Source organism: Pinisolibacter sp. DMC19 (assembly GCF_056313985.1).
Genome location: NZ_JBQUZF010000001.1, coordinates 556176 through 581220 on the forward strand (window position 1 = coordinate 556176; position 25045 = coordinate 581220).

At 68.4% G+C, this 25045-nt stretch carries 22 protein-coding genes and 1 riboswitch; of the genes, 6 read left to right on the plus strand and 16 right to left on the minus strand.

Annotated features, from left to right (window positions below; all coding sequences use genetic code 11):
- Positions 1-7 precede the first annotated feature (7 nt).
- Positions 8-2494, minus strand: coding sequence for a flagellar hook-length control protein FliK (gene fliK, locus ACT53U_RS02450; protein WP_476152450.1), 2487 nt, complete (start codon positions 2492-2494; stop codon positions 8-10).
- A gap of 428 nt (positions 2495-2922) precedes the next feature.
- On the opposite strand from fliK, the gene ACT53U_RS02455 reads away from it, so the two are divergent.
- The gene (locus ACT53U_RS02455) at positions 2923-4314 is read left to right on the plus strand and encodes an aspartate aminotransferase family protein (protein ID WP_476152451.1); all 1392 of its coding nucleotides are present in this window, start codon (positions 2923-2925) and stop codon (positions 4312-4314) included.
- 9 nt (positions 4315-4323) lie between these two features.
- On the plus strand, positions 4324-4539 hold the full coding sequence (locus tag ACT53U_RS02460; protein WP_476152453.1) for a hypothetical protein: 216 nt from the start codon (positions 4324-4326) through the stop codon (positions 4537-4539).
- Between the two features lie 78 nt (positions 4540-4617).
- On the opposite strand, the gene ACT53U_RS02465 is transcribed toward ACT53U_RS02460, so the two are convergent.
- The 6 genes from ACT53U_RS02465 to ACT53U_RS02490 form a co-directional block, all read right to left on the minus strand.
- Complete coding sequence (locus ACT53U_RS02465) at positions 4618-4776, minus strand: hypothetical protein (RefSeq protein ID WP_476136290.1); 159 nt, start codon at positions 4774-4776, stop codon at positions 4618-4620.
- 102 nt (positions 4777-4878) lie between these two features.
- Complete coding sequence (recJ, locus tag ACT53U_RS02470; RefSeq protein ID WP_476152454.1) at positions 4879-6702, minus strand: single-stranded-DNA-specific exonuclease RecJ; 1824 nt, start codon at positions 6700-6702, stop codon at positions 4879-4881.
- Positions 6703-6796: 94 nt separating this feature from the next.
- Positions 6797-7804 carry a class II fructose-bisphosphatase gene (glpX, locus tag ACT53U_RS02475; RefSeq protein ID WP_476152455.1) on the minus strand — a complete coding sequence of 336 codons (1008 nt, stop codon included), beginning with the start codon at positions 7802-7804 and terminating at the stop codon, positions 6797-6799.
- 44 nt (positions 7805-7848) lie between these two features.
- Positions 7849-9174 (minus strand): homoserine dehydrogenase, encoded by a 1326-nt coding sequence (locus tag ACT53U_RS02480; protein ID WP_476152457.1) that lies wholly within the window; start codon positions 9172-9174, stop codon positions 7849-7851.
- Between the two features lie 74 nt (positions 9175-9248).
- On the minus strand, positions 9249-10466 hold the full coding sequence (locus ACT53U_RS02485; protein WP_476152459.1) for an LL-diaminopimelate aminotransferase: 1218 nt from the start codon (positions 10464-10466) through the stop codon (positions 9249-9251).
- Between the two features lie 263 nt (positions 10467-10729).
- Positions 10730-11182 (minus strand): hypothetical protein, encoded by a 453-nt coding sequence (locus tag ACT53U_RS02490; RefSeq protein ID WP_476152461.1) that lies wholly within the window; start codon positions 11180-11182, stop codon positions 10730-10732.
- A gap of 211 nt (positions 11183-11393) precedes the next feature.
- On the opposite strand from ACT53U_RS02490, the gene phaC reads away from it, so the two are divergent.
- Together phaC and ACT53U_RS02500 are read left to right on the plus strand one after the other, a co-directional pair.
- On the plus strand, positions 11394-13196 hold the full coding sequence (gene phaC / locus ACT53U_RS02495) for a class I poly(R)-hydroxyalkanoic acid synthase (RefSeq protein WP_476152462.1): 1803 nt from the start codon (positions 11394-11396) through the stop codon (positions 13194-13196).
- A gap of 147 nt (positions 13197-13343) precedes the next feature.
- Positions 13344-14822, plus strand: a complete 1479-nt coding sequence (locus ACT53U_RS02500) for a hypothetical protein (RefSeq protein ID WP_476152464.1) — start codon at positions 13344-13346, stop codon at positions 14820-14822.
- On the opposite strand, the gene bluB is transcribed toward ACT53U_RS02500, so the two are convergent.
- From bluB to ACT53U_RS02540, 8 genes are all read right to left on the minus strand, one after another.
- Positions 14777-15490: a 5,6-dimethylbenzimidazole synthase gene (gene bluB / locus ACT53U_RS02505; protein ID WP_476153044.1), complete on the minus strand. Its 714-nt coding sequence runs from the start codon at positions 15488-15490 to the stop codon at positions 14777-14779. The genes ACT53U_RS02500 and bluB overlap by 46 nt on opposite strands.
- Before the next feature lie 134 nt (positions 15491-15624).
- A riboswitch (cobalamin riboswitch) is annotated at positions 15625-15814 on the minus strand.
- 92 nt (positions 15815-15906) lie between these two features.
- A complete protein-coding gene (locus ACT53U_RS02510) occupies positions 15907-17232 on the minus strand; it encodes a dicarboxylate/amino acid:cation symporter (RefSeq protein WP_476153046.1) in 1326 nt (441 codons plus the stop codon).
- 368 nt (positions 17233-17600) lie between these two features.
- Positions 17601-18644 carry an N-acetyl-gamma-glutamyl-phosphate reductase gene (gene argC, locus ACT53U_RS02515; protein ID WP_476152466.1) on the minus strand — a complete coding sequence of 348 codons (1044 nt, stop codon included), beginning with the start codon at positions 18642-18644 and terminating at the stop codon, positions 17601-17603.
- A gap of 88 nt (positions 18645-18732) precedes the next feature.
- Positions 18733-19716 (minus strand): agmatinase, encoded by a 984-nt coding sequence (gene speB, locus ACT53U_RS02520; protein ID WP_476152468.1) that lies wholly within the window; start codon positions 19714-19716, stop codon positions 18733-18735.
- A 44-nt stretch (positions 19717-19760) separates the two neighbouring features.
- Positions 19761-20645: a hypothetical protein gene (locus ACT53U_RS02525; protein WP_476152470.1), complete on the minus strand. Its 885-nt coding sequence runs from the start codon at positions 20643-20645 to the stop codon at positions 19761-19763.
- 209 nt (positions 20646-20854) lie between these two features.
- Entirely contained in the window at positions 20855-21340 is a 486-nt protein-coding gene (rpsI, locus tag ACT53U_RS02530; RefSeq protein WP_476152472.1) for a 30S ribosomal protein S9, read from the minus strand.
- Positions 21341-21342: 2 nt separating this feature from the next.
- A complete protein-coding gene (gene rplM / locus ACT53U_RS02535; protein WP_476136271.1) occupies positions 21343-21804 on the minus strand; it encodes a 50S ribosomal protein L13 in 462 nt (153 codons plus the stop codon).
- 233 nt (positions 21805-22037) lie between these two features.
- On the minus strand, positions 22038-22505 hold the full coding sequence (locus ACT53U_RS02540; RefSeq protein ID WP_476152474.1) for a PaaI family thioesterase: 468 nt from the start codon (positions 22503-22505) through the stop codon (positions 22038-22040).
- 129 nt (positions 22506-22634) lie between these two features.
- Here ACT53U_RS02540 and ACT53U_RS02545 point away from each other — a divergent pair, with 129 nt between their 5' ends.
- The gene (locus ACT53U_RS02545) at positions 22635-23432 is read left to right on the plus strand and encodes an enoyl-CoA hydratase (protein ID WP_476152476.1); all 798 of its coding nucleotides are present in this window, start codon (positions 22635-22637) and stop codon (positions 23430-23432) included.
- 78 nt (positions 23433-23510) lie between these two features.
- Here ACT53U_RS02545 and folE read toward each other — a convergent pair whose 3' ends face one another.
- Entirely contained in the window at positions 23511-24143 is a 633-nt protein-coding gene (gene folE / locus ACT53U_RS02550) for a GTP cyclohydrolase I FolE (protein ID WP_476152478.1), read from the minus strand.
- A 265-nt stretch (positions 24144-24408) separates the two neighbouring features.
- On the opposite strand from folE, the gene ACT53U_RS02555 reads away from it, so the two are divergent.
- The gene (locus ACT53U_RS02555; RefSeq protein ID WP_476152479.1) at positions 24409-24843 is read left to right on the plus strand and encodes an iron-sulfur cluster assembly scaffold protein; all 435 of its coding nucleotides are present in this window, start codon (positions 24409-24411) and stop codon (positions 24841-24843) included.
- Positions 24844-25045: the final 202 nt, after the last annotated feature.

Consider the following 25045-nt stretch of genomic DNA (forward strand, 5'->3'; position numbering starts at 1 on the left):
GGAGCCCTCAGAGACTGACGTCGATGAAGTGACCGGACGTGCTCTGCACGTCCGCCCGCGTCGCCGGCGGCTCGCCCGCCGTGACGTGGACCGCTTCGAGCACACTGCCACCGTCGGCGAGCGCCGAAGTGAGCGAACCGATGTCGGCGGCGAGCTTCTCCGCCATCTCCGGCCGCTCGATCCACAGCCCGACCGAGAGATGCTCGCCCGACAGCCCGATCTGTGCATGGACCGGGCCGATCGGCTCGACGTCGAGGGCGAAGCGTACCCGCCAGCCGACCTTCGCCGTCTCGCCCGCCTTGCCGCCCTGCTTGCCGTCGCGCTCGACCGTCATCTGCACGATCGAGGTGCCGTCGCGGGTGGCGAGCGGCAGCTCGGCCGTCCATTCCTTGCCGCCGCGCTGCACCGAGGCAGCCGCCTCGCCCGAGGTGTCGAGCACCGCCCATTGCTCGAGGAGAATGCGCTGCAGCGCCCCGTCGGCCCGCTCCAGCGTCTTGCGCGCCAACTGCTCGACCGCCTCCGCCGTATCGGCGCGCTCGCCGACCGACGGGTCCTGGGCGATCGGCGCCGCCCCCTTGCGCGGCGGCGGCACCTTGCCGGCGCGCTCGCGCGGGGAAGCCGCGATCCCCGCCCCGAGCGCCGCCGCCTCGTCGGCCGCGCCTTCCGCGAGACCGAGATCGGCGGCGACCGCCCTGACCAGCCGAAAGGCCGCAGCGAGCGCCTGCTCGTCGCCCTCGGCCGCCGGCGGCACCACGACGACGTTGGGACCGGCCGCGACCGTCTCCGACGGCCGGGCGGCTCCCTCGGCCGCGGTAGCGGGAAGCGGACCGCCGTCGCGAATCGGCATGGCGCCACCCGTCGGCCCGGCGATCGTCACGGTGGGATGAGGAGACGGTGACACGGGCGCCGCCGTCGCACCCGCCGGCAGGGACTGGGCCGACGGAGCCGGAGACGTCCCGGCGGCCGACGTTGCGGTCGGCGTCGGGGAAGCGGCCACCGCGGCGCTCGGTGTCGATGCCGCGGACGCCGTGACCGGCACCGCACTCGCCCCGGCGGCGCTCGGCGCAGCCGCCGGGCCGGGCGCCGGTGCAGCGGGAGGTGTGGAGGAAGGCGTCGCCGCCTGCGTGGGGGGCGAAACCTGCGGCGCGGCGAGCGCCGCCGTCGCCGTGGCGGGGCCACCCGCCGCGACCGGCGACGAGGAGACAGCTCCACCCGCCGGCGACGGAGCCGTCGCGGTCGATTGCGCCGGCGAAGGCGGCGGCGCGTTCGGCGACGTCGGCGCGCTCGCGGTCGTCGCCGTCGAAGGCGTCGCGACGGCGGCCGGCGCAGCCGCGTTCGGCGACACGGGCGAGCCCGCGGCCGGCGTCGGCGGAGCCGGAACGACGGTGGCCTGCGGGGGCGCGGCTGCGGCCCCCTGCGGCGTCGGCGCGGCAGCCCCGCTCGGCCCGGTTCCGGGCGTCGAAACGGTCGGCGCCTGTCCCGCGACGGGCGGCACACCGGCACGCGTGGTCGGCACCGGCGCGCCGTAGGCGGCGGCGGCCAGCCGACCGCGCCCGTCCTGCTGACCCTCCGGCGTCGGCGCGGGTCGGGTCTGCGGCTGGCCGGCGGAGACGGTGGCGGCCTGCGGGGCAGAACCGGACGTCTGCGGCTGAGCCGGAGGCCCCGCCCCGCCATAGGCCGCGCGCACCGCGAGACCGCTCGCCGAGGCCGGCGCTTCTCCGCCCGTCGCCGGACGCTGAGCCGTCGCCCCCGCCTGCCCGGCCGAGGGATTGCCGGCCGTCGGCGACGGCGTCGCCGAGGCACCCGTGCCGGCAGTCGCGGTCGACGATGCGTTCGGGGCGGCGTTGCCGACCCATTTGGTGAGCGCGTCGCGCAGCGCGGTGAAGGCCGCCTTGAGGTCCGGATCGCCGGCCGGCAGGGCCGCACCACCGGACGCCGCACGCGTCGCTTCCGTGAAGAGCCCGGAATTGCGGAAGGCCGCCGCCACCGAGGCCGCCGAGACCGGCCCCGACGCGGCCAACCGCCCGCCGAGAATCTGGTCGACGATCGTGCGGACCTGATCGGGCACGTTGCCGGACGGCGCGCTCGACAGGCCCGACAGCGCACCGTAGAGCGGTGCCAGACCGCTCTGCGCCGTCACCGCCCGCGCCACCGCCCGCCCCAGCGCCGCACGCGCCGGATCGACCGCGGGAGCCGTCGCTGTCTGTGCCGCCGTCTGCTGTTCGTTCGGCAGGAGTTCGAGGCGGATGCCGCTCTTGCCGTCGCCGCCCGGCACCGCCTGCACTTCGAAGCGCAGCACGTCGCCGACCGCGACCCTGGCCTTGCCGAGATCGACTTCGAGCGTGCCGTGGCGGCTCGCCAGCGTCGCCATCTGACCGGCGAGCGCCGTCACCCGCGCCTCGAGCTGGCGACCGGTGGACAGGCTCGACAGATCGAGACCGCTCGCCGCCGCGCCGGTGGCGGGGCCGATCGTTCGGGAGGAATCGACGACCATGGGCGTCTCCTCTGACCCGTCCCTCGTCAAATCTGGCTCGCCGTCGTCCCGACGACAAGAGGAGGCGCATACGAATCGTTCGGGCCGTGGGATTCGAGTGTGCCGGAGACGCCGCACGAGCGACAGCACCCCCCGTCACACGAACAAATTTTCGTGTGTGCGGCCGGCGGCTCGACATTCGTCACGTCCCTGTCACGATTCTCGTGTTTCCAACACGCACCCTCCGGTTTCCGTCGCGTATCGGGATGTTCGGCATGACCGCTCTGTCTCGTCTCTTGTCTCGCCTGCCCTCGATCACCGGCTTCGACGCCTTCGTGCTCGTCTGCCTCATCGGCATGACGCTGGCGGCGCTGTCGTTGCGCTGAGGCCGCTTGCCTTCCTCCTCGAGCGATCGCACAGTTTCGTGCCCCGTCGCGATCGAGGACGACATGACGACCAGCGAGACCCAGTTCCCGGCCTCCGGCCGCCGCCACGGCATCGACCTTTCACGCCTCGCCGCGCTGACCGCGCGCGAACGTGCCCGCTTCACTGAGCGCCGCACCCGCTCCGCCGAACTCGCCCGCGAGGCGGCCGACCACTGGCTCGACGGCGTACCGCTCCACTGGATGACCGACTGGGGTCTGCCCTTCCCGCTCTTCGTGGCGGAGGCCCACGGCTCGACCCTCACCGACGTCGACGGCATCGCCCACATCGACTTCTGCCTCGGCGACACCGGCTCGATGTTCGGCCATGCGCCCGCTCCCGTCGTCGCCGCGATCGAGCGTCAGGCGGCGCGCGGCATGACGGCGATGATGCCCTCGGCCCTCGTCCCCGAGGTGGGCCGCATGCTCGCCGAGCGTTTCGGCCTGCCGCGCTGGCAGATCACCATGACGGCGTCGGACGCCAACCGCTCGGTGATCCGCTGGGCCCGCGCCGCGACCGGCCGGCCGAACATCCTGATCTTCGACGGCGCCTATCACGGCGCGGTCGACGACACCCACGTCCGTCTGAAGGACGGAAAGCCGATCCTGCGCCCCGGCCTGATGGGTCAGGTCTGGCCACTCACCGAACACACCCGCGTCGTCCAGTTCAACGACGAGGCCGCCCTCGAGGCAGCGCTCGCCGACCGCTCGGTGGCGCTGGTGCTCGCCGAGCCGGTGATGACCAACATCGGCATGGTGCTGCCCGAACCGGGCTATCACGAACGCCTGCGCGAGATCACCCGCCGCCACGGCACGCTGCTCGCCATCGACGAGACCCACACGATCTCGTCCGGTCCCGGCGGCTACACCCGCGCCCACGGGCTCGAACCCGACTTCTTCGTCGTCGGCAAGCCGATCGCCGGCGGTCTGCCCGCCGCGGTCTGGGGCTTCACGGAAGAGGTCGAACGCGCCATGCGCGCCGCCCGTGCCGCCACGCCGGGCTATTCCGGCATGGGCACGACGCTGACCGCCAATGCACTCGCCCTCGCCGCCATGCGGGCGAACCTCGCCGAGGTCATGACGGCGGAGGCCTACGCCGGCATGATCGCCCGCGCCGGCCGCCTCGCGCGCGCCCTCGAGGGCGTCATCGCCCGGCACGGGCTGCCCTGGGTCGTCACCTCGGTCGGCGCCCGGGTCGAATTCATGCTGTCGCCGACGCGACCCCGCACCGGCGGCGAGGCGGCGCTGATCGGCGACGGCGAGATCGAGGGTGCGCTGCGCCTCGCCCTGATCGAGCGCGGCCTCGTCATCACGCCCTTCCACAACATGATGCTGATCGCGCCGTCGACCACCGACGCTGACGTCGATGCCCTCGTCGGCGCACTCGATGTGCTGCTCGGCGAACTCACCGGCGGCTGAGGAGGTTTCATGGCGAAGGATCCCCGCTCCTTCCTGCGCGAACCCGGCCGTCTCGGCGCCATGGCGCTGGCGCTTGCCCTCGTGGCGATCGTCACCCGCCAGGGCGTCGGCGCGGCCCGCGACGGCGAGTTCGGTCTCTTCGTGCTGGTGGCGGCGGGTGTCCTCGCCGCGCTGCTCGCCGCCGGCTGGTGGCTCGGGCGGGACCGCGGCGACCGCCCGAAATGAGGCGGACATGAAAAAGACGCCGCCCGAGGGCGGCGTCTTTTTTCGACGGATCGCGGCGCCCGGAGGCGCCGGACGCGATCAGATGATCTGGCCGAGATAGAGAACCGCGTCGGTCACGGCCAGCACGGCGATGATCGCCAACGCGGCACGAACGAGGCGGCGATCCCGCCGCGAAACCCGAATCTTCTCTCCGCTGTCGACCATGCTCACGACGACGCCTTCCCCGATGACAGACATGAAAAACCCTCGAATTCGGCAACACACGGCAACGACAGCATCGAATCCTTCACGTTACCGAACGGTGAATCTCTGGCCCCAGAAAGGGGAATAATTCGGGCATCACAAGCCCCCGATCCGGGGTCGGCAGACATCGACGATGCGTAGTTGCACTCTTGCATCACCTTGCCAGTGGTCCAGACCCAGCGCACCCACGACGTGCAGGGTCTCACCGCGCGCATCGAGGATGGTGCGACCGATCGGCTCGTTCGCCGCGCGGAAGGCGATCGCCTTGAGGGTCGAGCCGTTGCCCGCCGCCAGCGTCGCCCGCACGTGCCCCTGCCCCACTTCGTCGGCGAAGGTGACGCGGTGCGCCGGGAAGGCGAAGAGCGGTTCGGGCTGACCGGCGCCGAAGGGCCCGGCCCGCTCGATCGTCTCGACGAGGTTCACCGTCGCGCCCGCCGCGGTCAGCGCACCGTCGATCGCGAGATCGCGCCGCTCCAGCGCCGCCTCGACGCCCGAAGCGATCCGCTCGGCGAGGAAGTCGCGCACCGCGTCGAGCCGGTCGCGCGAGACCGTCAGGCCCGCCGCCATCTTGTGACCGCCGCCCTTGACCGCCAGCCCCGCCTCGACCGCGGCGCGCACCGCCGCGCCGAGATCGACGCCAGCGACCGAGCGCGCCGAGCCGGTACCGAGATCGCCGCGATCGAAGGAGACCGCGAGCGCCGGGCGATGCCAGCGTTCCTTGAGGCGCGAGGCGATCAGGCCGACGACGCCGGGGTGCCAGTCGGGCGAGCCGACGACGACGATCGGGCCGGGATCGGTGCCGTGGCGGGCGACGACCTGGGCGTCGGCCTCCTCGACCATCGCCGCCTCCATCACCTGCCGCTCCTTGTTGAGCCGGTCGAGTTCGGCGGCGATGCGCTCGGCCTCGACCGGATCGTCGGTGGCGAGCAGCCGCGAGCCGAGGCCGGCATCGCCGATGCGCCCGCCGGCGTTGATGCGCGGCCCGATCAGGAAGCCGAGGTGATAGGGCGACAGCGGCCCGTTGACCCGCGCCACGGCGGCGAGCGCCGCGAGCCCGACGTTGCCGCGCTTGCGCGCCACCTGCAGGCCCTTGACCACGAAGGCGCGGTTGAGGCCGAGGAGCGGCACCACGTCGGCGACCGTGCCGAGCGCCACGAGGTCGAGCAGCGTCAGGAGATCGGGCTCTTTCCGCCCCGCGAAGAAGCCGCGACGCCTCAGTTCGCGCGACAGCGCCACCATCGTGACGAAGGCAACGCCGACGGCGGAGAGGTGGCCGAGACCGGAGAGATCGTCGTGGCGGTTGGGATTGATCACCGCCAGCGCCGGCGGCAGCTCGACGCCGCACTGGTGGTGGTCGATCACCACCGTCTCGAGCCCGAGGGCGCGGGCGTGATCCAGCGCCTCGAAACTGGTCGAGCCGCAGTCGAGCGTCACCAGGAGCCGCGCGCCGGCCCGCGCCAGCCCTTCGATGGCTTCGGCGTTCGGCCCATAGCCCTCGATCAGCCGATCCGGCACGTAGACCAGCGGCTCGAGCCCGAGGCGGACCAGATGACGCTTCACCAGTGCCGCCGACGTTGCGCCGTCGACGTCGTAGTCGGCGAAGAGCGCGATTTGCTCGCCGCGTTCGACCGCATCGGCGAGCCGCGCCGCGCCTTCGTCCATCGCCGTGACGGTCGAAGGATCGGGCATCAGACCCTTGACGGTCGGATCGAGAAAGTCGCGCGCCTCGTCGACCCCGACGCCGCGACCGGCGAGCACGCGGGCGACGATCTCCGGCAGGTCGAGCCGCTGCGCCATGCCGAGCGCGGCTTGCGCGCCGGCGACGTCGAGCCGGTCGCGCCAGGCACGGCCGGATGCGGACGTCGTCACGCCGAGCACGGCGCGCGCGTCGTCTTCCTCGGCAAACCCGGTCAGTCGCATGGCTCGTGTCCCGCGGAGAATCTGCGTCGCCCCCGATCCTGCCGCGCGGCCGCGTCGCGGGAAAGTCCGCGGCACGCCCGACGGCGGAACCCGGTCACGCCTCGAACTTGTCGAAGTGCATGTGCCGCGCCCGGATCCAGCGCACGGTGCCGGAGGACGAGCGCATCACCACCGTGTGGGTGGTGATCTGGCCACGGCCGAACTTCACCCCGTTGAGGAAGTTGCCGTCGGTGATGCCGGTGGCGGCGAAGAGCACGTCGCCCCTGACCATCTCCTCGAGGCCGTAGACCTTGTGCGGATCGGTGATGCCGAGGTCGCGGGCCCGCGCGATCTTGTCGGGGCGATCGAGCATCAGCCGGCCTTCCATCTGCCCGCCGATGCAGCGCAGCGCCGCCGCCGCCAGTACGCCCTCGGGCGCGCCGCCGATGCCGAGATGGATGTCGATGCCGGTTTCGTCCGGGTCGGTCGTGTGGATGACCGAGGCGACGTCGCCGTCGCCGATCAGCCGGATCGAGGCGCCGACCGCCCGCACCTCCTCGATCAGACGCGCATGGCGCGGCCGGTCGAGGATGCAGGCGGTGATCTCGGAGATCGGCACGCCCTTGGCTTCGGCGAGCCGCCGGATGTTCTCGGCCGGCGTGCGGTCGAGCCCGACGAGGCCGGCCGGATAGCCCGGACCGATGGCGATCTTGTCCATGTAGACGTCGGGCGCCTTGAGCAGGCTGCCGGCCTCGGCCACGGCGACGACCGAGATCGAGTTCGGCAGGTTCTTGGCGCAGATCGTCGTGCCCTCGAGCGGCACAACGGCGATGTCGACCGCCGGGCCTCTGCCGGTGCCGACCTTCTCGCCGATCCACAGCTCCTCGACCTCGTCGCGCTCGCCCTCGCCGATGACGACCGTTCCCTCGATCGGCAGGCGGTTGAGCTCGTGCCGCATGGCGGCGACCGCCACCTTGTCGGCGGCGATCTCGTCGCCGCGGCCGCGCAGGCGGGCGGCGGCGACGGCGGTGCGCTCGGTGGTGCGCGCCAGTTCCAAGGTCAGGATCCGATCGAGCGCCACGGCCTCTTCGGGCCTGTGCGTCTTCGTCTTGGCCGACGGCATCGGCTGTCTCCCCTGTTCCCGCCTCGGCGGGCGTCGAGCCTCGTTCAGAAGGTCTCGATACGGATGAAGCGCGGCGGCGAGGCGACGTGACCGTCGCCCTCGATGTCCGAAAGCGCCGCGCGAATGGCGGTCTCGGTGGTCCGGTAGGTCAGCATGATGACCGGCTGCGGCTCGTTCGGCGTAACCGCGTCGGGCGCGTCGGCGGAAGGGCGACGGGCGCGCTGGACGATCGATTCGAGGCTGATGCCGCGCTCGGCCATCCGCGTCGCAATCGCCGCGAAGGCGCCGGGACGGTCGTGGACCTCGAGGCGGACGTAGTAGCCGCCGGAATGGCCCGAGCCGTTCGACGACAGATAGGGCGCCATGTGCTCGGACGGCTTGCCCATGGTCGACAGCGCCGTGCCACGGGCGATGTCGGCGATGTCGGAGACGACCGACGAGGCGGTGGCGTCGCCGCCCGCACCCGGGCCGACCAGCATCAGCTTGCCGACATAGTCCGCTTCGACCGCGACGGCGTTGAGCACGCCGTCGATACGGGCGATGGCCGAGGACTTCGGCACCATGGTCGGATGGACCCGCTGCTCGATGCCGCCGCCGGCCGCGCGTTCGGCGATGCCGAGCAGCTTGATCTTGTAGCCGAGCTCGTCGGCCTTCTCGATGTCGTCGAGGGTGATCGTCTCGATGCCCTCGATCGCGATCCGATCTGCGTCGATCTGGGTTCCGAAGGCGAGCGAGGTGAGCAGCGCCAGCTTGTGCGCGGTGTCGAAACCGCCGACGTCGAAGGTCGGATCGGCCTCGGCATAGCCGAGCCGCTGGGCTTCCTTGACGCAGACGTCGAAGGTCAGCCGCTCAGCCTGCATCCGCGTCAGGATGTAGTTGCAGGTGCCGTTGAGGATGCCGAAGACCCGATCGACGCGGTTGCCGGCGAGGCTCTCGCGCAGGGTCTTGATGATCGGAATGCCACCGGCGACCGCCGCCTCGAAGTTCAGGCTGACGCCCTTCTCCTCGGCCAGACGGGCGAGTTCGACGCCGTGCTTGGCGAGCAGCGCCTTGTTCGCCGTGACGACGTGCTTGCCGGAGGCGAGCGCCGCGCGCACCGAGGCCTCGGCCGCGCCGCCGGCCCCGCCCATCAGCTCGACGAAGACGTCGATGTCGGGGCTCTCGGCGAGCTTCACCGGGTCCTGGAACCAGTTCATGCCCGAGAGGTCGACGCCGCGATCCTTGGTGCGGTCGCGGGCGCAGACGGCGCGCACCGTGATCTTGCGACCACAGCGCTGCGACAGATCGGCGGCGTGTTTCTGCAGCACGCCGACCACGGAGGCACCGACGACGCCGAGACCGGCGATGCCGAGACGGAGAGAGGATTGCATGTTCGGCTTCCATCGAGGGGCCGGGGGCGGTCGGCGACCGCCACCCGGGTCGAGATCTTGACGAGCGCGGTCGATCAGCCGTTCGCGCTCAGCGGGATGACGTTGTGCAGCGTCTGATCGGCCGTCTCGAAGAAGCGGCGGATGTTGCGCGCCGCCTGACGCAGGCGCTGCTCGTTCTCCACCAGCGCGACGCGGACGTATTCGTCGCCCTGCTCGCCGAAGCCGATGCCCGGCGCCACCGCCACGTCGGCCTTCTCGATCAGGAGCTTGGAGAACTCCACCGAGCCGAGGTGACGGAACTTCTCCGGGATCTTGGCCCAGGCGAACATCGACGCCTTCGGCGCCGGGATCGGGAAGCCGGCGGCGTTGAAGGCCTCGACCATCACGTCGCGGCGCTTCTTGTAGACTTCGCGGATCTCGGCGATGCACTCGTCGCCGGAGTTCAGCGCATGGGACGCCGCCACCTGGATCGGCGTGTAGGCGCCGTAGTCGAGGTAGGACTTGACCCGCGTCAGCGCCGCGATCAGCCGCTCGTTGCCGACGGCGAAGCCCATGCGCCAGCCCGGCATCGAGAAGGACTTCGACATGGAGGTGAACTCCGCCGCCACGTCCATGGCGCCCGGCACCTGCAGCACCGAGGGCGGCGGCGTGTCGTCGAAATAGATCTCGGAATAGGCGAGATCCGACAGCACGAAGAGCTCGTGCTTCTTGGCGAAGGCGATCACGTCCTTGTAGAAGTCGAGATCGGCCGTCACCGCCGTCGGGTTCGACGGGTAGCACAGGATCACCGCGATCGGCTTGGGGATCGAGTGGACGACCGCCCGCTCCATCGCCCGGAAGAACTCCGGCCCCGGCTCGATCGGGATCGAGCGGATGACGCCACCGACCATCAGGAAGCCGAAGGCGTGGATCGGATAGGACGGGTTCGGGCACAGCACCACGTCGCCCGGCGCGGTGATCGCCTGCGCCATGTTGGCGAAGCCTTCCTTCGAGCCCAGCGTCGCGACGATCTGGGTGTCGGGATTGAGCTTCACGCCGAAACGGCGCTCGTAGTAGTGCGCCTGGGCGCGCCGCAGACCGGGAATGCCCTTCGAGGTCGAATAGCGGTTGGTGCGCGGCTTGCCGATCGTCTCGATCAGCTTTTCCTCGATGAAGCGCGGGGTCGGCAGGTCGGGGTTGCCCATGCCGAGATCGATGATGTCGGCGCCACGAGCTCGTGCCTGTGCCTTGAGACGGTTGACCTGTTCGAAGACGTAAACCGGCAGTCGCCGGATCTTGTGAAACTCGTCCATCGGTCCTGACCTTCTCGTCGGCGTCGTCGCGTCGCCCATGTGTCTTCGGCGCGCGGACGACGAAGTCACGTCGTCACGTCCGTCCGTGCCGATCAGCTCGCGCGAGGCCTCCTGCCCCGGCGAACCGGCACGATTCGCGGCGCCCCGACCGGGCGTCCTGCCCGGCGAGGGGATCGCCTTTTAGCAGATGTCGATGAACTTGGCACCCGCCGATGTCGCCTCCGCGCGCGAAGAGCACGACGCCCTCGCATACGGTTCGGGCGTCATTCCGGTACGGCGCCGGATTCGATCAGCTTCTCGGCGTCGGTCTTGGAGCGGCGCCCGAGATCCTTGAGCTCGCCGATCACCGAGGACGGCGCCGAGGCATCGGCACCGGCGCGCTGCCGCGCACCGAGCGCCAGCAGCTCCGCCTCGAGCTTGTCCTGACCGGCGGCGTCGCGCACCGGCGTGCCGAGGCGGCGCGCGGTGTCGACGTTGATGTTGGGATAGCCGTCCTGGCCGGTCGCGCTGGCGAGACCGGCATTGGCGTTCCCGGGCGTGTGGACGAAGGCCGTGGTCGGCGCGCCGCCCGGTACCTGCGGCACGGCGGCCGGCGCGGCCACGGCCGTACGGGTCGTCGGCGCGGGCACCGAAGACGAGCCGACGACGTAGTCGCCGGAGGAGCAGCCCGCGACGAGACCGGCGATCAGAGATGCGCCGAGCGCGACGATCGGCACTCGTCTTTGTGCTATGAGATTCTGCGTTGCCCGTTTCGTCACGACCTGCGAGCATCCCGTTCAGACAAGGGTTCCATGCGATCATACTCGTTCGGCGACACATGTCACCAGAACCAGAGGTCGCAGACGGCCCGACGTGGTGAACAATGGGTTCCGACGGCCCGGCCACGGAAAAAAGCAGATCGACCGTCGGAAGGGAAGAGAGACGTTCATGGCCGAAAACGAGCAGAATCCGCTTCTGCGCTATTTCGTGAACAACCCGGACGCCTTCGCCACGAACATCGCGCGCGCGATCGAACAGGCCGGGCGCGCCGCCGCCGCCTATATCGAGCCGCGCGAGCAGGGCAAGCTGAAGTCCGACCTCGCCGAGGAGCTGGCGATCGTCACCAAGACCCTCGCCCATGTCGGCGAATGGTGGCTGGCCGATCCCGCCCGCACCATCGAGGCACAGACCCGTCTGGTCGGCGGCTGGATGGACCTGTGGTCGGCGACGCTGCGCCGCATGTCCGGCGACAATCCCGATCCGGTCGCCTCGCCCGATCCCAAGGACAAGCGCTTCGCCGATCCGGAGTGGCAGGAAAACGCCTTCTTCGACTTCCTGAAGCAGTTCTACCTGATCACCTCGCGCTGGGCCGAGGACCTCGTCCAGCAGGCCGATCTCGACGAGCGGACCCGCACCAAGGCCGAGTTCTGGATGCGCCAGATCACGGCGGCGCTGGCGCCTTCGAACTTCCTCGTCACCAACCCCGAGCTGGTGCGCGAGACGCTGTCCTCGAACGGCGAGAACCTCGTGCGCGGCATGCGGATGTTCGCCGAGGACATCGTCGCCGGCGGCGGTGATCTGAAGATCCGCCAGTCCGATCCGAGCCGCTTCAAGGTCGGCGAGAACCTCGCCATGACCCCCGGCAAGGTGATCTGGCAGAACGACGTCTGCCAGCTGATCCAGTACACGCCGACCACCGAGACGGTGCGCAAGCGCCCGCTGCTGATCGTGCCGCCGTGGATCAACAAGTTCTACATTCTCGACCTCAACCCCGAGAAGAGCTTCATCCGCTGGGCGGTGGCGCAGGGCTTCACGGTCTTCGTCGTCTCCTGGGTCAACCCGGACGAGCATCAGGCCAAGAAGTCCTTCGAACACTACATGAAGGAAGGCATTCTCGAGAGCATCGGCGTCATCGAGAAGGCGACCGGCGAGCGCGAGGTCGACACCATCGGCTACTGCGTCGGCGGCACGCTGCTGTCGGTGACGCTGGCCTGGTGCGCGGCGACCGGCGACGACCGGATCAAGTCGGCGACGCTCTTCACCACCCAGGTCGACTTCACCCATGCCGGCGAGCTGATGGTCTTCGTCGACGAGGACCAGATCGGCATCGTCGAGGCCAAGATGGCCGAGCACGGCTATCTCGAGGGCCGCTCGATGGCGACGGCCTTCAACATGCTGCGCTCGAACGACCTGATCTGGCCCTATTTCGTCAACAACTACCTGAAGGGCAAGGAGCCCTTCCCCTTCGACCTGCTCTACTGGAACTCCGACAGTACGCGCATGCCGGCGGCCAACCACAGCTACTACCTGCGCAACTGCTACCTCGAGAACAACCTCACCAAGGGCAAGATGGAGCTGGCGGGCGTGAAGCTCGATCTCTCCAAGGTGACGATCCCGGTCTACAACCTCGCCGCCCGCGAGGACCACATCGCCCCGGCGAAATCGGTGTTCGAGGGCTCGAAGTTCTTCGGCGGCGAGGTGCAGTTCGTGGTCGGCGGCTCCGGCCACATCGCCGGCGTCGTCAACCCGGCCGACAAGCCGAAGTACCAGTTCTGGACCGGCCCCAAGGTCGAGGGCTCCATCGAGGACTGGTACAAGAAGGCGACCGAGCACCCCGGCACCTGGTGGCCGCACTGGCGCGACTGGCTGTTCTCGCTCGCCCCCGAGAGGGTGCCGGCGCGCGAGCCCGGTGGCGGCAAGCTGAAGATCATCGAGGACGCCCCCGGCTCCTACGTCCGCGTCAAGGCGTGATCTCGCAAGGCGCCCGCCCGGAGACACGCCGGCGTTGAGACTATCGCAAGGTGGATCGTGACACGCTCGCGGCTCGAAGCCCCTCCGGGTTTCGGGCCGCGACGCCGTCGCGCCCCTCGCCTCTCGCCTCTCGCAAGCCGGCCCGCCATGCCCGATCACGCCTCCTCGCCCGTGCTCGCCTTCCTGCGCTCGCTCGCCGTGCTCGCGCCGCCCCTGCCGCGCGCCAAGGTGCCGACGGCGACGCTTCTCGCGACCGCCGGTCTCGTCTTCGCGCTGCTGGCGGCGAGCGGATCGCGCGTCCTCGGCGATCCCGATTCGATGTGGCACACCACGATCGGCGACTGGATCCTGACGCACCGCGCCTTCCCGACCGTCGACCTGTGGTCGCACACGGTCGTGGGCGAGCCTTGGATCGCCAAGGAATGGCTGAGCCAGGTGCTCTTCGCCCTCGCCTTCCGCCTCGCCGGTTGGGCCGGCGTGGTGGCGCTGACCGCCGCGGTCGCCACCGCCGCCGTGCTCGTACTGGCGCGCGAGGCCTTCGCCCGCCTGCCGGCGCTGGTGGCGCCGCTGGTGCTCGCCCTGGTCTACATGCTGATGGCCGGCCAGCTCCTCGCCCGGCCGCATGCGCTCGCCTGGCTGCCGACCGTCCTGTGGACGCTCGGCCTGCTCCACGCGGCGGAAGAGGCCCGCGCCCCGCGCCCCGCCCTGCTCCTCGTGATGGTGGTCTGGGCCAATCTCCACGCCTCCTGGCTCTTCGGCCTCGGCGTGGTGCCGATCGTCGCGCTCGAGGCGCTGATGCGCGCCGATCCAGCCGAACGCCGCGGTCTCGCCGTCCGCTGGGGCCTCTTCGGTCTCGCCGCGGCGCTGGCGACGCTGGTGCATCCCTACGGCTGGGGCACCTGGAAGGCCGCCTTCTCGGTGATCGGCATCGAGGGGCTACAGGATTCGATCGTGGAATGGCGGCCGCAGAGCTTCGCCGGCTTCAACCCGCTCGAAGCGATACTGCTGCCGGTGATCGCACTGCTCGCCACCGCGGGTGCGCGCATCCCGCTCGCGCGGCTGCTGCTCCTCCTCCTCCTCTTCCACATGGCGCTCGCCCACGTCCGCCACACCGCGCTGCTGACGCTGGTCGGCACGCTGGTGGCGATCGAGCCTGTCGCCGCCCGCATCGGCCGGCCGGACACCGAGGCTCCCGCCCCGCCGCGGGCGCTGACGATCGGCGCCCTCGTCCTCGCTCTCCTCGTCGCGGCCACGCTGCCGCTGCGCGACGTCGCCCCGCCGCGCGACAACGCCCCCGCCGAGGCCCTCGCCGCCGCCCGCGCCGCCGGCGTGACCGGCGCGGTGATGAACGACTACGGCTTCGGCGGCTTCCTGATCGCGCGAGGGGTCCCGACCTACATCGACGGCCGCACCGAGCTCTACGGCGGCAAGCGCGTCGCGCTCTATCGCAAGGCGGTGTCGCTGCAGGGGCTCTCGGCCTTCGACGAGGTCTTTTCCGATCCGAAGATCGGTTGGACCCTGCTTGCCACCGGCATGGCGGCGAACGATCTCCTCGACCGCACCCCCGGCTGGCGCCGCGTCTACGGCGACGACGTCGCCGTGGTCCACGCCCGCGTCGTGCCCTGATCACCGGCGGCGCGCTGCCCCCACGCCTCTTCGAAGACGAGGTCGTCGAGCGACAGCCGGCGGCGCCACCCCCGCTGCTCCAGTTCCGGCGAGGCGAAGGCGGCATCGACCCTTCCGAGACAGAGGCAGGCGACGATCTCGATCTCTTCGGGAATGCCGAGCAGGCCGCGCACCCGCCCCTTGTCGATGATCGAGACCCAGCCGACGCCGATTCCTTCGGCCCGCGCCGCCAGCCACAGGTTCTGCACCGCGCAGACGCAGCTGTAGAGATCCGTCGCCGGATCGGCGCTGCGCCCGAGCACCACCGGTCCGGCCCGATCGCGATCGCAGGTGACGACGACGACGACCGGCGCCTCGCGCAGCCCTTCGAGCTTCAGCCGGCGATGGATCGCCGCCCGGTCGTCGGGGAAGAGCGCCGCCTCGCGCTCGCGCGCCTCGAGGAAGGCGTCGTGGAGGCGGGCCCGCACCGCAGGATCGCGCAGGACGAGGAAGTTCCACGGCTGCATGAAGCCGACCGACGGCGCCCAGTGCGCCGCCTCGAGCAGGCGCCGCAGCACCACCGGATCGATCGGGTCGGGCCGGAACTCGCCACGCACGTCGCGCCGTGTCGCGATGGCGCGGTAGACGGCGGCGCGGTCGGCCTCGTCAAAGGCGGAGAACTCGGCCATCGCGAGACCGGCGGTCTCGGGCGGGACGGTGGAGGGCAGAGACGATGCATGATCGCCCGCTGCGGCGGGCTCGAAGGTGTGGCGCGACATCGATGATCCCCTCGTGTCGACGCGACCCGGCGCCGACCAGACGCTGGGACCTCTTCGGCTCGGCCGGTCTCCCGACTGAGGATCACCCCGCTCCGACGCCTTCCCGGTCGCCCGGTGGCTCTCCCCTCGCGGGGTGTCGGAGCAGTCCCCCTACACGGTGTTGGGCACGTCGCGGACTTCCACCGCGTTCCCGATTCTCCCGCGCGGGCGGGCACCGAACCGACATCGGAGATGCCACGTCCGCGCCGTGCGCGAAAGCGGGAAACGAAAGAGCCCGCCCGGATCGGCCCGGGCGGGCTCTCTGTTCGCGACGATCGCGGGTCCGATCACTCCGCCGGAGCGGCGTCGGCCGGGGCGGCGACCGCCGTGGAGGGGTTCAGCGCGGCGTGGAGCTTGTCGCGATCGAGCTCGCCTTCCCACCAGGCGACGACGACGGTGGCGACGCCGTTGCCGACGATGTTGGTGAGCGCACGGCACTCCGACATGAACTTGTCGATGCCGAGGACGATCGCCATGCCCGGCACGAGGCGCGGATCGACGACGGCGAGGGTGGCGGCGAGCGTCACGAAGCCGGCACCGGTGATGCCCGAGGCCCCCTTCGAGGTCAGCATGGCGACGATCAGGATGGTGATCTGCTGGCCGAAGGACAGATCGAAGCCGAGCGCCTGGCTGATGAAGATCGTCGCCAGCGTCATGTAGATGTTGGTGCCGTCGAGGTTGAAGGAATAACCCGTCGGGACCACCAGACCGACCACCGGCTTGGAGCAGCCGGCGCGCTGGAGCTTCGCCATCAGCTGCGGCAGGGCGCTCTCCGACGACGAGGTGCCGAGCACGACCAGCAGTTCGTCCTTGATGTAGGCGAGGAACTTGAAGATCGAGAAGCCGGCGATGCGGGCGATGGTGCCGAGCACCAGGACGATGAAGAGTGCGGCGGTCAGATAGAAGGTGGCGATCAGGCCGGCGAGGTTGCCGAGCGCCTGCGGGCCGTACTTGCCGATGGTGAAGGCCATGGCGCCGAAGGCACCGACCGGAGCGGCCTTCATGACGATGCCGATGACGCCGAACACGCCGAGAGCGACGTCGTCGATCAGGGTGCGGACCGGCTTGCCCTTCTCGCCCAACGCCATCAGCGCGAAGCCGAAGAGGATCGAGAACAGCAGGACCTGCAGCACGTCGCCGTTGGCGAAGGCGCCGACGACGCTGTCCGGAATGATGTGCATCACGAAGTCGACCGACTTCATCTGCTTTTCCGGCGAGGTGTACTGGGCGATGGCGGCGGCGTTGCCGGTGCCGTGGAAGCCGTGGCCCGGGCCGACGAGATTGCCGACGATGAGGCCGATGGCGAGCGCGAAGGTCGAGACGATCTCGAAGTAGACCAGCGCCTTGACGCCGACCCGGCCGACCTTCTTGGCGTCGTCGATGTGCGCGATGCCCGACACCACGGTGCAGAAGATGATCGGCGCGATCACCATCTTGATCAGCTTGATGAAGCCGTCGCCCATCGCCTTGATCCACTCGTTGGTGGCAAAGGCCGGAAACAGCCAGCCGACGACCGCGCCGAGCACGATCGCGATCAGCACCTGGACATAGAGGATCTGGTGCCAGCTCTTGCGCACCTCCTGCGGCATCTCCGGCAGGATGTGATCGGGCATGTGGATCTGCATGTAGGTCTCCCCCTCTCGGTCGTCACCCCGCGACGGCGTCGCCTGCGGCCCTCTCGGCCGTCTGGACGCATGTGAGAGGACGAGGTCCGCTCCGCGTGTCGCGCATGGGAAGTCGCCTTAAGGATCGCGCGGGATGCCTACAATTGCGGGTTTCCACAGATGCGACGGCGGCGCGCGAAATCTTCGGGAAATATCAACGGATTGGCCCAAACCGCTGGAGACTTGCGGCTTTCCACGATCGACCAACGGTCTAAGACGAAAGTTTGATCGATTGAATTGGATCGCGTCCAGCCATGCGGACGAAGAAGGGCCGGCGTCGCCGCCGGCCCTTCGATGACGTCGCACAGGGGCTTCGATCAGGGGAATATGCCGACCGTCTCGATGCCGAGATCTTCCGGCCAACCCATCATGCAGTTCATGTTCTGGATGGCCTGCCCCGAGGCCCCCTTCACCAGATTGTCGATGACGCACATGACGATCGCCCGGCCCGGCCGCCGATCGGCGAAGACGCCGATGTAGGCCCGGTTGGAGCCGCGCACGTGGCGGGTCTGCGGCACGGTACCGAAGGGCAGCACGTGCACGAAGGTCTCGCCGGCGAAGCGCTTCTCGAGGATCTCGGAGACCGACTGCGGCGTCGCCCCGCCCGTCAACTTGACGTAGACGGTCGCCAGCATGCCGCGGTTCATCGGCACCAGATGCGGCGTGAAGGAGCAGAGGACCGGCCGGCCGGCGGCGCGGGAGAAGCCCTCCTCGAGCTCCGCCATGTGGCGGTGATGGCCGACGCCATAGGCGTGGAAGCCGTCGGCGACCTCGCAATAGAGGTTCGCTTCCTTCAACGAACGCCCGGCGCCGGTGACGCCCGACTTGGCGTCGATGACGATCTCGTCCGGATCGATCGCACCCGCCTCGATCAGCGGGATCACCGGCAACTGCGAGCACGTGGTGTAGCAGCCCGGATTGGCGACGAGCCGGGCCTTCGCCACCTTCTCGCGCGCGAACTCGGTGATGCCGTAGACCGCCTCCTTCTGCAGCTCCAGCGCCTGATGGGCGTGGCCGTACCAGTACTCGTAGGCGGCCGGATCGGAGAGGCGGAAGTCGGCGGAGAGATCGACGATCTTGATCCGCGACGGCACCGCCTTCAGCACCTCCTGCGTGGTGGCGTGCGGCAAGGCGCAGAAGACGAGATCGACGCCCGCCCAGTCCACCTCGGCGATGGTGATCAGGCGCGGCAGATCGCAACCGACGAACTGCGGGAAGGCTTCGGCGATGGTGGTGCCGGCCTTGCGGTCGGCGGTGAGCGCGGCGATGCGGACCTTCGGATGGTTCAAGAGGAACCGCAGCAGCTCGGCGCCGGTGTAGCCGGACGCACCCAGAATGGCGACGTTGATCGTGTCGGACATGGGAATTCGATCCTCGGAAGACTGGTCGGGACGTATGACGGATTTCGACGACGAGGGGAAGACGGCGGCGCGCTCGGCCGCCCTGCCGTCAGCGTCGTCGCTTCTCCGCCTCGAGCCCGAGCCAGGTCTGGGCGACCGCCGCGCCGGCGATCGCCGTGAGGTCGGCGTGGTCGTAAGGCGGCGCAACCTCGACGACGTCGCCGCCGACGAAGTCGATGCGGCCGAGCTCGCGCAGGATCGCCAACGCCTCGCGCGAGGTGAGCCCGCCGGCGACCGGCGTCCCCGTCCCAGGCGCGAAGGCCGGATCGAGCGCGTCGATGTCGAAGGTCATGTAGGCCTTGGCGTCGCCGACGCGGGCGTAGATCCGCGCGACGATCTCGGCGATCGACAGCGTCTCGAGCTCGTAGCCCCAGACGATCTCGACGCCGCAGTCGCGCGGCGCATGGGTGCGGATGCCGATCTGGATCGAGCGCGACGCGTCGATCACGCCCGCCTCGACGCCGCGCCGCACGAAGGCGCCGTGATCGGTCCAGTGCCCCGGCCCCGCCTGCCCCTCGTCGCCCCAGGTGTCCTGATGGGCGTCGAAATGGACGATGGCGAGCGGCCCGTGCTTCTCGGCATGCGCCACCAAGAGCGGATAGGTGACGGAATGATCGCCGCCGAGCGAGAACAGCTTGGCGCCCGAGGCGACCACCTCGGCCGCCTGCGCATGGATGCAGTCGTGCGCCTCCCACGGCCGGGCGTAGTCCCACGACACGTCGCCGCGATCGACGACGTTCAGGACCTCGAACGGGTCGAACCGGAACGGATACTGCGGATCGCCGTCGAGAATCGCCGAGGCCCGCCGGATCGCCTGCGGCCCGAAGCGCGAGCCCGTCCGATTGGAGACGGCGGCATCGAAGGGAATGCCGAGAATGGCGACGTCGACGCCTTCGAGCGCGCGCGAATAGCGCCGCCGCATGAAGGAGAGCACCCCGCCATAGGTCGGCTCCGCCGCCCCGCCGGAGAGCGGGCCGAACACGGCATTGTCGGTCGGCCGCGGCCGAAGGGGATCACCGGTTCCAGTAGCCATGAGAACTCCGCAGGCATCTTGCTAGCTAGCACCCAATCACACAGTCAGCTTTTGGCCAAGGATAGACCGATCTTAGCTCTCACCTTCTCAAATATCTCAGCTCTATAAATTTCAAAAAATTCCTTCAAGAGTTCATTTCTATGAGATTCATCAACCGCAAAATGAAGAGTTTTGGCATGGTCATCAGAAAGCGTCACATCAACAGTTACCTCGCCAAATCCAGGAATGAAACCTGTAACATCAACAACGTTTGGAATCTTCAGAGCTCGAAACGGAAATTTCTTACCTTGGGTATCAAGCGGGACAGCTGCCCCCGCGCGATCATCATACTCAAGAATCCTAAATACCGAACGAAATCGCATCGTATTGAGGATGACAATATCGACCTTTCGAACATTTGATCGAGAGACATAGCAACTACCAGGAAGTTGCGCAGCCAATGCACATGGATAACTCAGAATACCGGCATCATGAAGCATGTTCGACCAATAATTAAAAACAGATATAAGCGCACCATCAAGATACCGAATCACTTCATCACTGCAGTTAGCCAGGACAAAATTTTGAGAATCAGAATACGAACCGAGATCATCTCTATAAATTACGGATACAATAGACTCATATATATCAAGTGAAGAAGAAATTAAACTCTCACCCTGTGGTGTCTTCCTCGTGACCCTTGAATGCTTGGATGCATTAACAGCGTCGGCCACCAGACGATATTCCGGACATACAGCCTCGACGTCCGCACGAGAACCTGCCAACTCAACAGGCAAATGTTCACGAAAATGAAACAAACCTGCAGCGAACTCAAGCGAAGATCGCAATAGGTCATCACGTCCAAACTTATTCGCCCCCCTCGCATCAATGTATCGATCCAGCAAGACAGCAATATTGTTATAGAAATAAGCACAAACATCATCGAACATTTGCGCCACCCTCTATTACGTCAAAATTCAACGGATCTGGACATGCATATAATAAATATACCCTCAATCAAGCAGTAAGGTCGATACGAGTCCCGCTGGCAACGGCGGATTTTTCCATCATCCAACTCCGTACATGTGGAAAGAACCCCCAAACGCAGAAAGGGCGGCCCGGAGGCCGCCCTTTCGAAATCCGGAACTCGTCCGCGCGATCAGCGCTTGGAGAACTGGAACGAACGACGAGCCTTGCGCTTGCCGTACTTCTTGCGCTCGACCACGCGGCTGTCGCGGGTGAGGAAGCCGTAGGGCTTGAGCACGCCGCGCAGCTCGGGCTCGAAATAGGTCAGAGCCTTGGAGATGCCGTGACGCAGAGCGCCCGCCTGGCCCGACAGACCGCCGCCTTCACAGGTGGCGATGATGTCGAACTGGCCGTCGCGATCGGCGGCGAGGATCGGCTGCAGGATCAGCATCTGGAGGACCGGACGCGCGAAGTAGGCGCTGAAGTCCTTGCCGTCGACGGTGATCTTGCCGGTGCCGCGGGTCAGCCAGACGCGGGCGACCGCGTTCTTGCGCTTGCCGGTGGCATAGGCGCGGCCGTACTGATCGACCTTGCGCTCGTGGACCGGAGCCGCGACGGCTTCGGCCTTGGCGGCACCGACGGCGGCGCCCAGTTCCTCGAAGGACTGAATCTCGGCCATTGTCAGACCCTCGCGTTCTTGCGGTTGAGAGCGGCGACATCGAGAGCCGCCGGCTGCTGCGCCTCGTGCGGATGCGTGGCGCCAGCATAGATCTTGAGGTGCGTCAGCTGCTTGCGAGCGAGCGGCCCGCGCGGCAGCATGCGCTGCACGGCCTTCTCCAGCACGCGCTCCGGGAAACGGCCCTCGAGGATCTTGCGCGCGGTGCGCTCCTTGATGCCGCCCGGATAACCGGTGTGCCAGTAGTAGACCTTGTCTTCGTACTTGTTGCCGGTGAAAACCACCTTGTCGGCGTTGATCACGATGACGTTGTCACCGAGATCGACGTGCGGCGTGAAGGTCGGCAGGTGCTTGCCACGCAGACGCATGGCGATCAGCGAAGCCAGGCGACCGACGACGAGACCCTTCGCGTCGATGATCACCCACTTCTTTTCGACCTCAGCCGGCTTGGCGGAGAAAGTCTTCATTGTCTTACCTCGTGCCGGTCGATCGGCCCGGCACCGGCGATCCTGTCGCCCGCTCCGAAACCGTAAAAGACGAGGGCGGCCCTTCCGGACCGCCGCCTCGGGTGTCCTCATAAGCGAGGTCATGCAGCCGGTCAAGCGGATTTTCGCGAAATGAAAATCGCGAGCGAAGAAATTCGACAATGAATTCCGTGACTTGCCTGATGTGGTATCATGTTGCGCATATCATGGTAACATCATACCGCATCGTCGCTCCTCGGAATCGAGTAGGTGAGCACCGCATGGGCGACCGGCTCGGCCTCTCCGTCGGAGAAGATCAGGCAGTCGACCACCACCAGCCGTTTGCCGCGCTTGAGGATCCGCGTCTCGGCGACGAGGTCGGCCGGCGTCGGCTTGCGCAGGAAGTTGATGTTGGCCGACGTGGTGACCGCGAGCCCGATCGGCCCGATCGCCACGAGGACCGCGATGAAGGCGGCGACGTCGGCGAGGTAGAACTGCGTCGGCCCCGACACCGTGCCACCGGGCCTCAGATGCCGCCCGTCGACGCCGAGCCGCACGCGGGCGCGGGCGCCGTCCGCCTCCTCGATCGTCAACTTGCCGACGCCGTCGGCCACCTGCGGAAACTCGCGCTCGATGAAGGCGGCGACCTCGGTCGCGCTCATCACGCCCTTCGGCCGTGCGGCACGCGTCGCAGCTGTCGTCATTCCCCCCTCCCCCTGTTCGGTGCTCGATTGTTCGAGGCTCGACCTCCGTCCGGGTCGACCGGCTCGTCTCATCGATTAGAATAGACCGACGTGAACGAAAAGAAGAAGCCCTATAGGAGAGGAACACCCATGTCCGACACCGCGCCGATCACCATCACCGACGCCGACGGCCTGCGCCGGATCACGCTCGTCGACGCCGCCCGCCGCAACGCGCTGTCGATGCGGATGATGACGGCGCTCGCCGCCGCGATCGCCGATGCCGGAGCCGACGGAAGCGTCCGCATGGTGATTCTGGCAGCCGAGGGCCCGGCCTTCTCCGCCGGCCACGATCTGAAGGAGATCACGGCGGCGCGGACGAACCCCGACCGCGGCCGCGCCTTCTTCGAGGAGACGATGAAGACCTGCGCGAGCCTGATGCAGGCGATCGTGCGTTGTCCGAAGCCGGTGATCGCCGAGGTGGCGGGCGTCGCCACCGCCGCCGGCTGCCAGCTCGTCGCCTCCTGCGATCTGGCGGTGGCTTCGAGCGGAGCGAAGTTCGCCACGCCCGGCGTCCACATCGGCCTCTTCTGCTCGACGCCGATGGTGGCGCTGTCGCGCAACGTGCCGCGCAAGAACGCCATGGAGATGCTGCTGACCGGCGCCCCCGTCGGCGCCGAGGAGGCCGCCCGCATCGGCCTCGTCAACCGTGTCGTCGCACCCGAGGCTCTGACGGCGGAGACCGAGACGCTCGCCCGCGTCATCGCCTCGAAGTCGCCGCTGACGCTGAAGATCGGCAAGGAGGCCTTCTACGACCAGATCGAGATGGGGCTCGCGGACGCCTACGACCACGCCGCCCGCGTCATGGTCGAGAACCTCCTCGCGCGCGACGCCGAGGAAGGCATCTCCGCCTTCGTCGAGAAGCGCCACCCGACCTGGGAAGGCCGCTGAGGCCCGACCGGGAGACCCGAAGACGACGAAGGCCGCGGATCGCTCCGCGGCCTTCGGGAATTCTGTGGGTTCGCGCCGTCAGCGACCGGAGCCGCGCACCATCATCATGAAGCGCGCCTGTTCGGCCGAGTCTTCCTTGAAGACGCCGGTGAACTCGGTCGTCAGCGTCGAGACGCCGGCCTTCTGCACGCCGCGCATCGACATGCACATGTGCTCGGCCTCGATCATGATGGCGACGCCGCGCGGATCGAGATGTTCCTCGATCGCCGAGACGATCTGCGCCGTCAGGCTCTCCTGCGTCTGCAGGCGACGGGCATAGACGTCGACCAGACGGGCGAGCTTGGACAGACCCACGACGCCGTTCTTCGGGTAATAGGCGATGTGCGCCTTGCCGACGAAGGGCACCATGTGGTGCTCGCAGTGGGAATAGAACGGAATGTCGCGCACCAGCACGATCGATCCGTAGCCCTCGACTTCCTCGAACACGCGGTCGAGAACGTGGGCAGGGTCTTCGCGGTAGCCCTTGTAGAGCTCCTCGAAGGCCTTCACGACCCGTTTCGGCGTGTCGACCAGGCCTTCGCGGTCCGGATCGTCTCCGGCCCACAGAAGCAGGGTCTTGACGGCAGCTTCGGCGTCTTCGCGGCTGGGTCTTGCGACCGGCGCGAACTTCGCGGAGCCCGCCTCGCGGCGGGCGTCGACGACGGCATCCATGGATGCGATCTCCTTGTGGTGGACCACTTCACCCAAATCTACGGTTCCGCTCACTGTCCGGATCACCGGATCTGGGGATTCTCTCCGACGCGTGGCAGAGGCCCCGATTGGACATCCTGCCACGACCACCGTTTCAGACTATATAATGAAACTTCCGCCTTTCGACAGGGGCGGGCTGCGACGGTTTTTCACGATGGTCCGTTCGACGAATGCGGACCAGCCATCCGCCGGGAGCGCGGGTGCGGACGACGAGGCAGGGAACTTCATGATCGACGACGTTTACAACAAGCAGATCCTGGCCCTCGCCCTCGACATTCCGCGCATCGGACGGCTTCCCGCGCCGCAGGCGACCGCCTCGCGCCATTCGCGCCTGTGCGGCTCGAAGATCACCGTCGATCTGGTGCTCGACGGCGATCGGGTGGTCGACTACGCCCACGAGGTCAAGGCCTGCGCGCTCGGCCAGTCCTCCGCCTCGATCCTCGCCCGCCACGTCATCGGCGCCACCACGGCCGAGATCCGCGAGGCCCGCGACGCGCTCTCCGCCATGCTGAAGGAGAACGGCCCGGTGCCGACCGGCCGCTTCGCCGACCTCGCCCTGCTCGAGCCGGTGCGCGACTACAAGGCCCGCCACACCTCGACCCTGCTTCCTTTCGACGCGACCGTCGAGGCGATCGAACAGATCGAGGCGGCGCGGGGCTGAGAGAGGCGTACTCTCGCGCCACATCTCCCCCTGTTCGGCTTCATGCTGAGGTGCGAGCGAAGCGAGCCTCGAAGCGCGAAGCCGACGACGGGCGGTGCCGCGTCCGACCAGAGACTCGCGACGGGCGTGCCACTCGGCCCTTCGCCCTTCGAGGCCCGGCTTCGCCGGGCACCTCAGGATGAAGGGCCTCCACGCGAGGCAT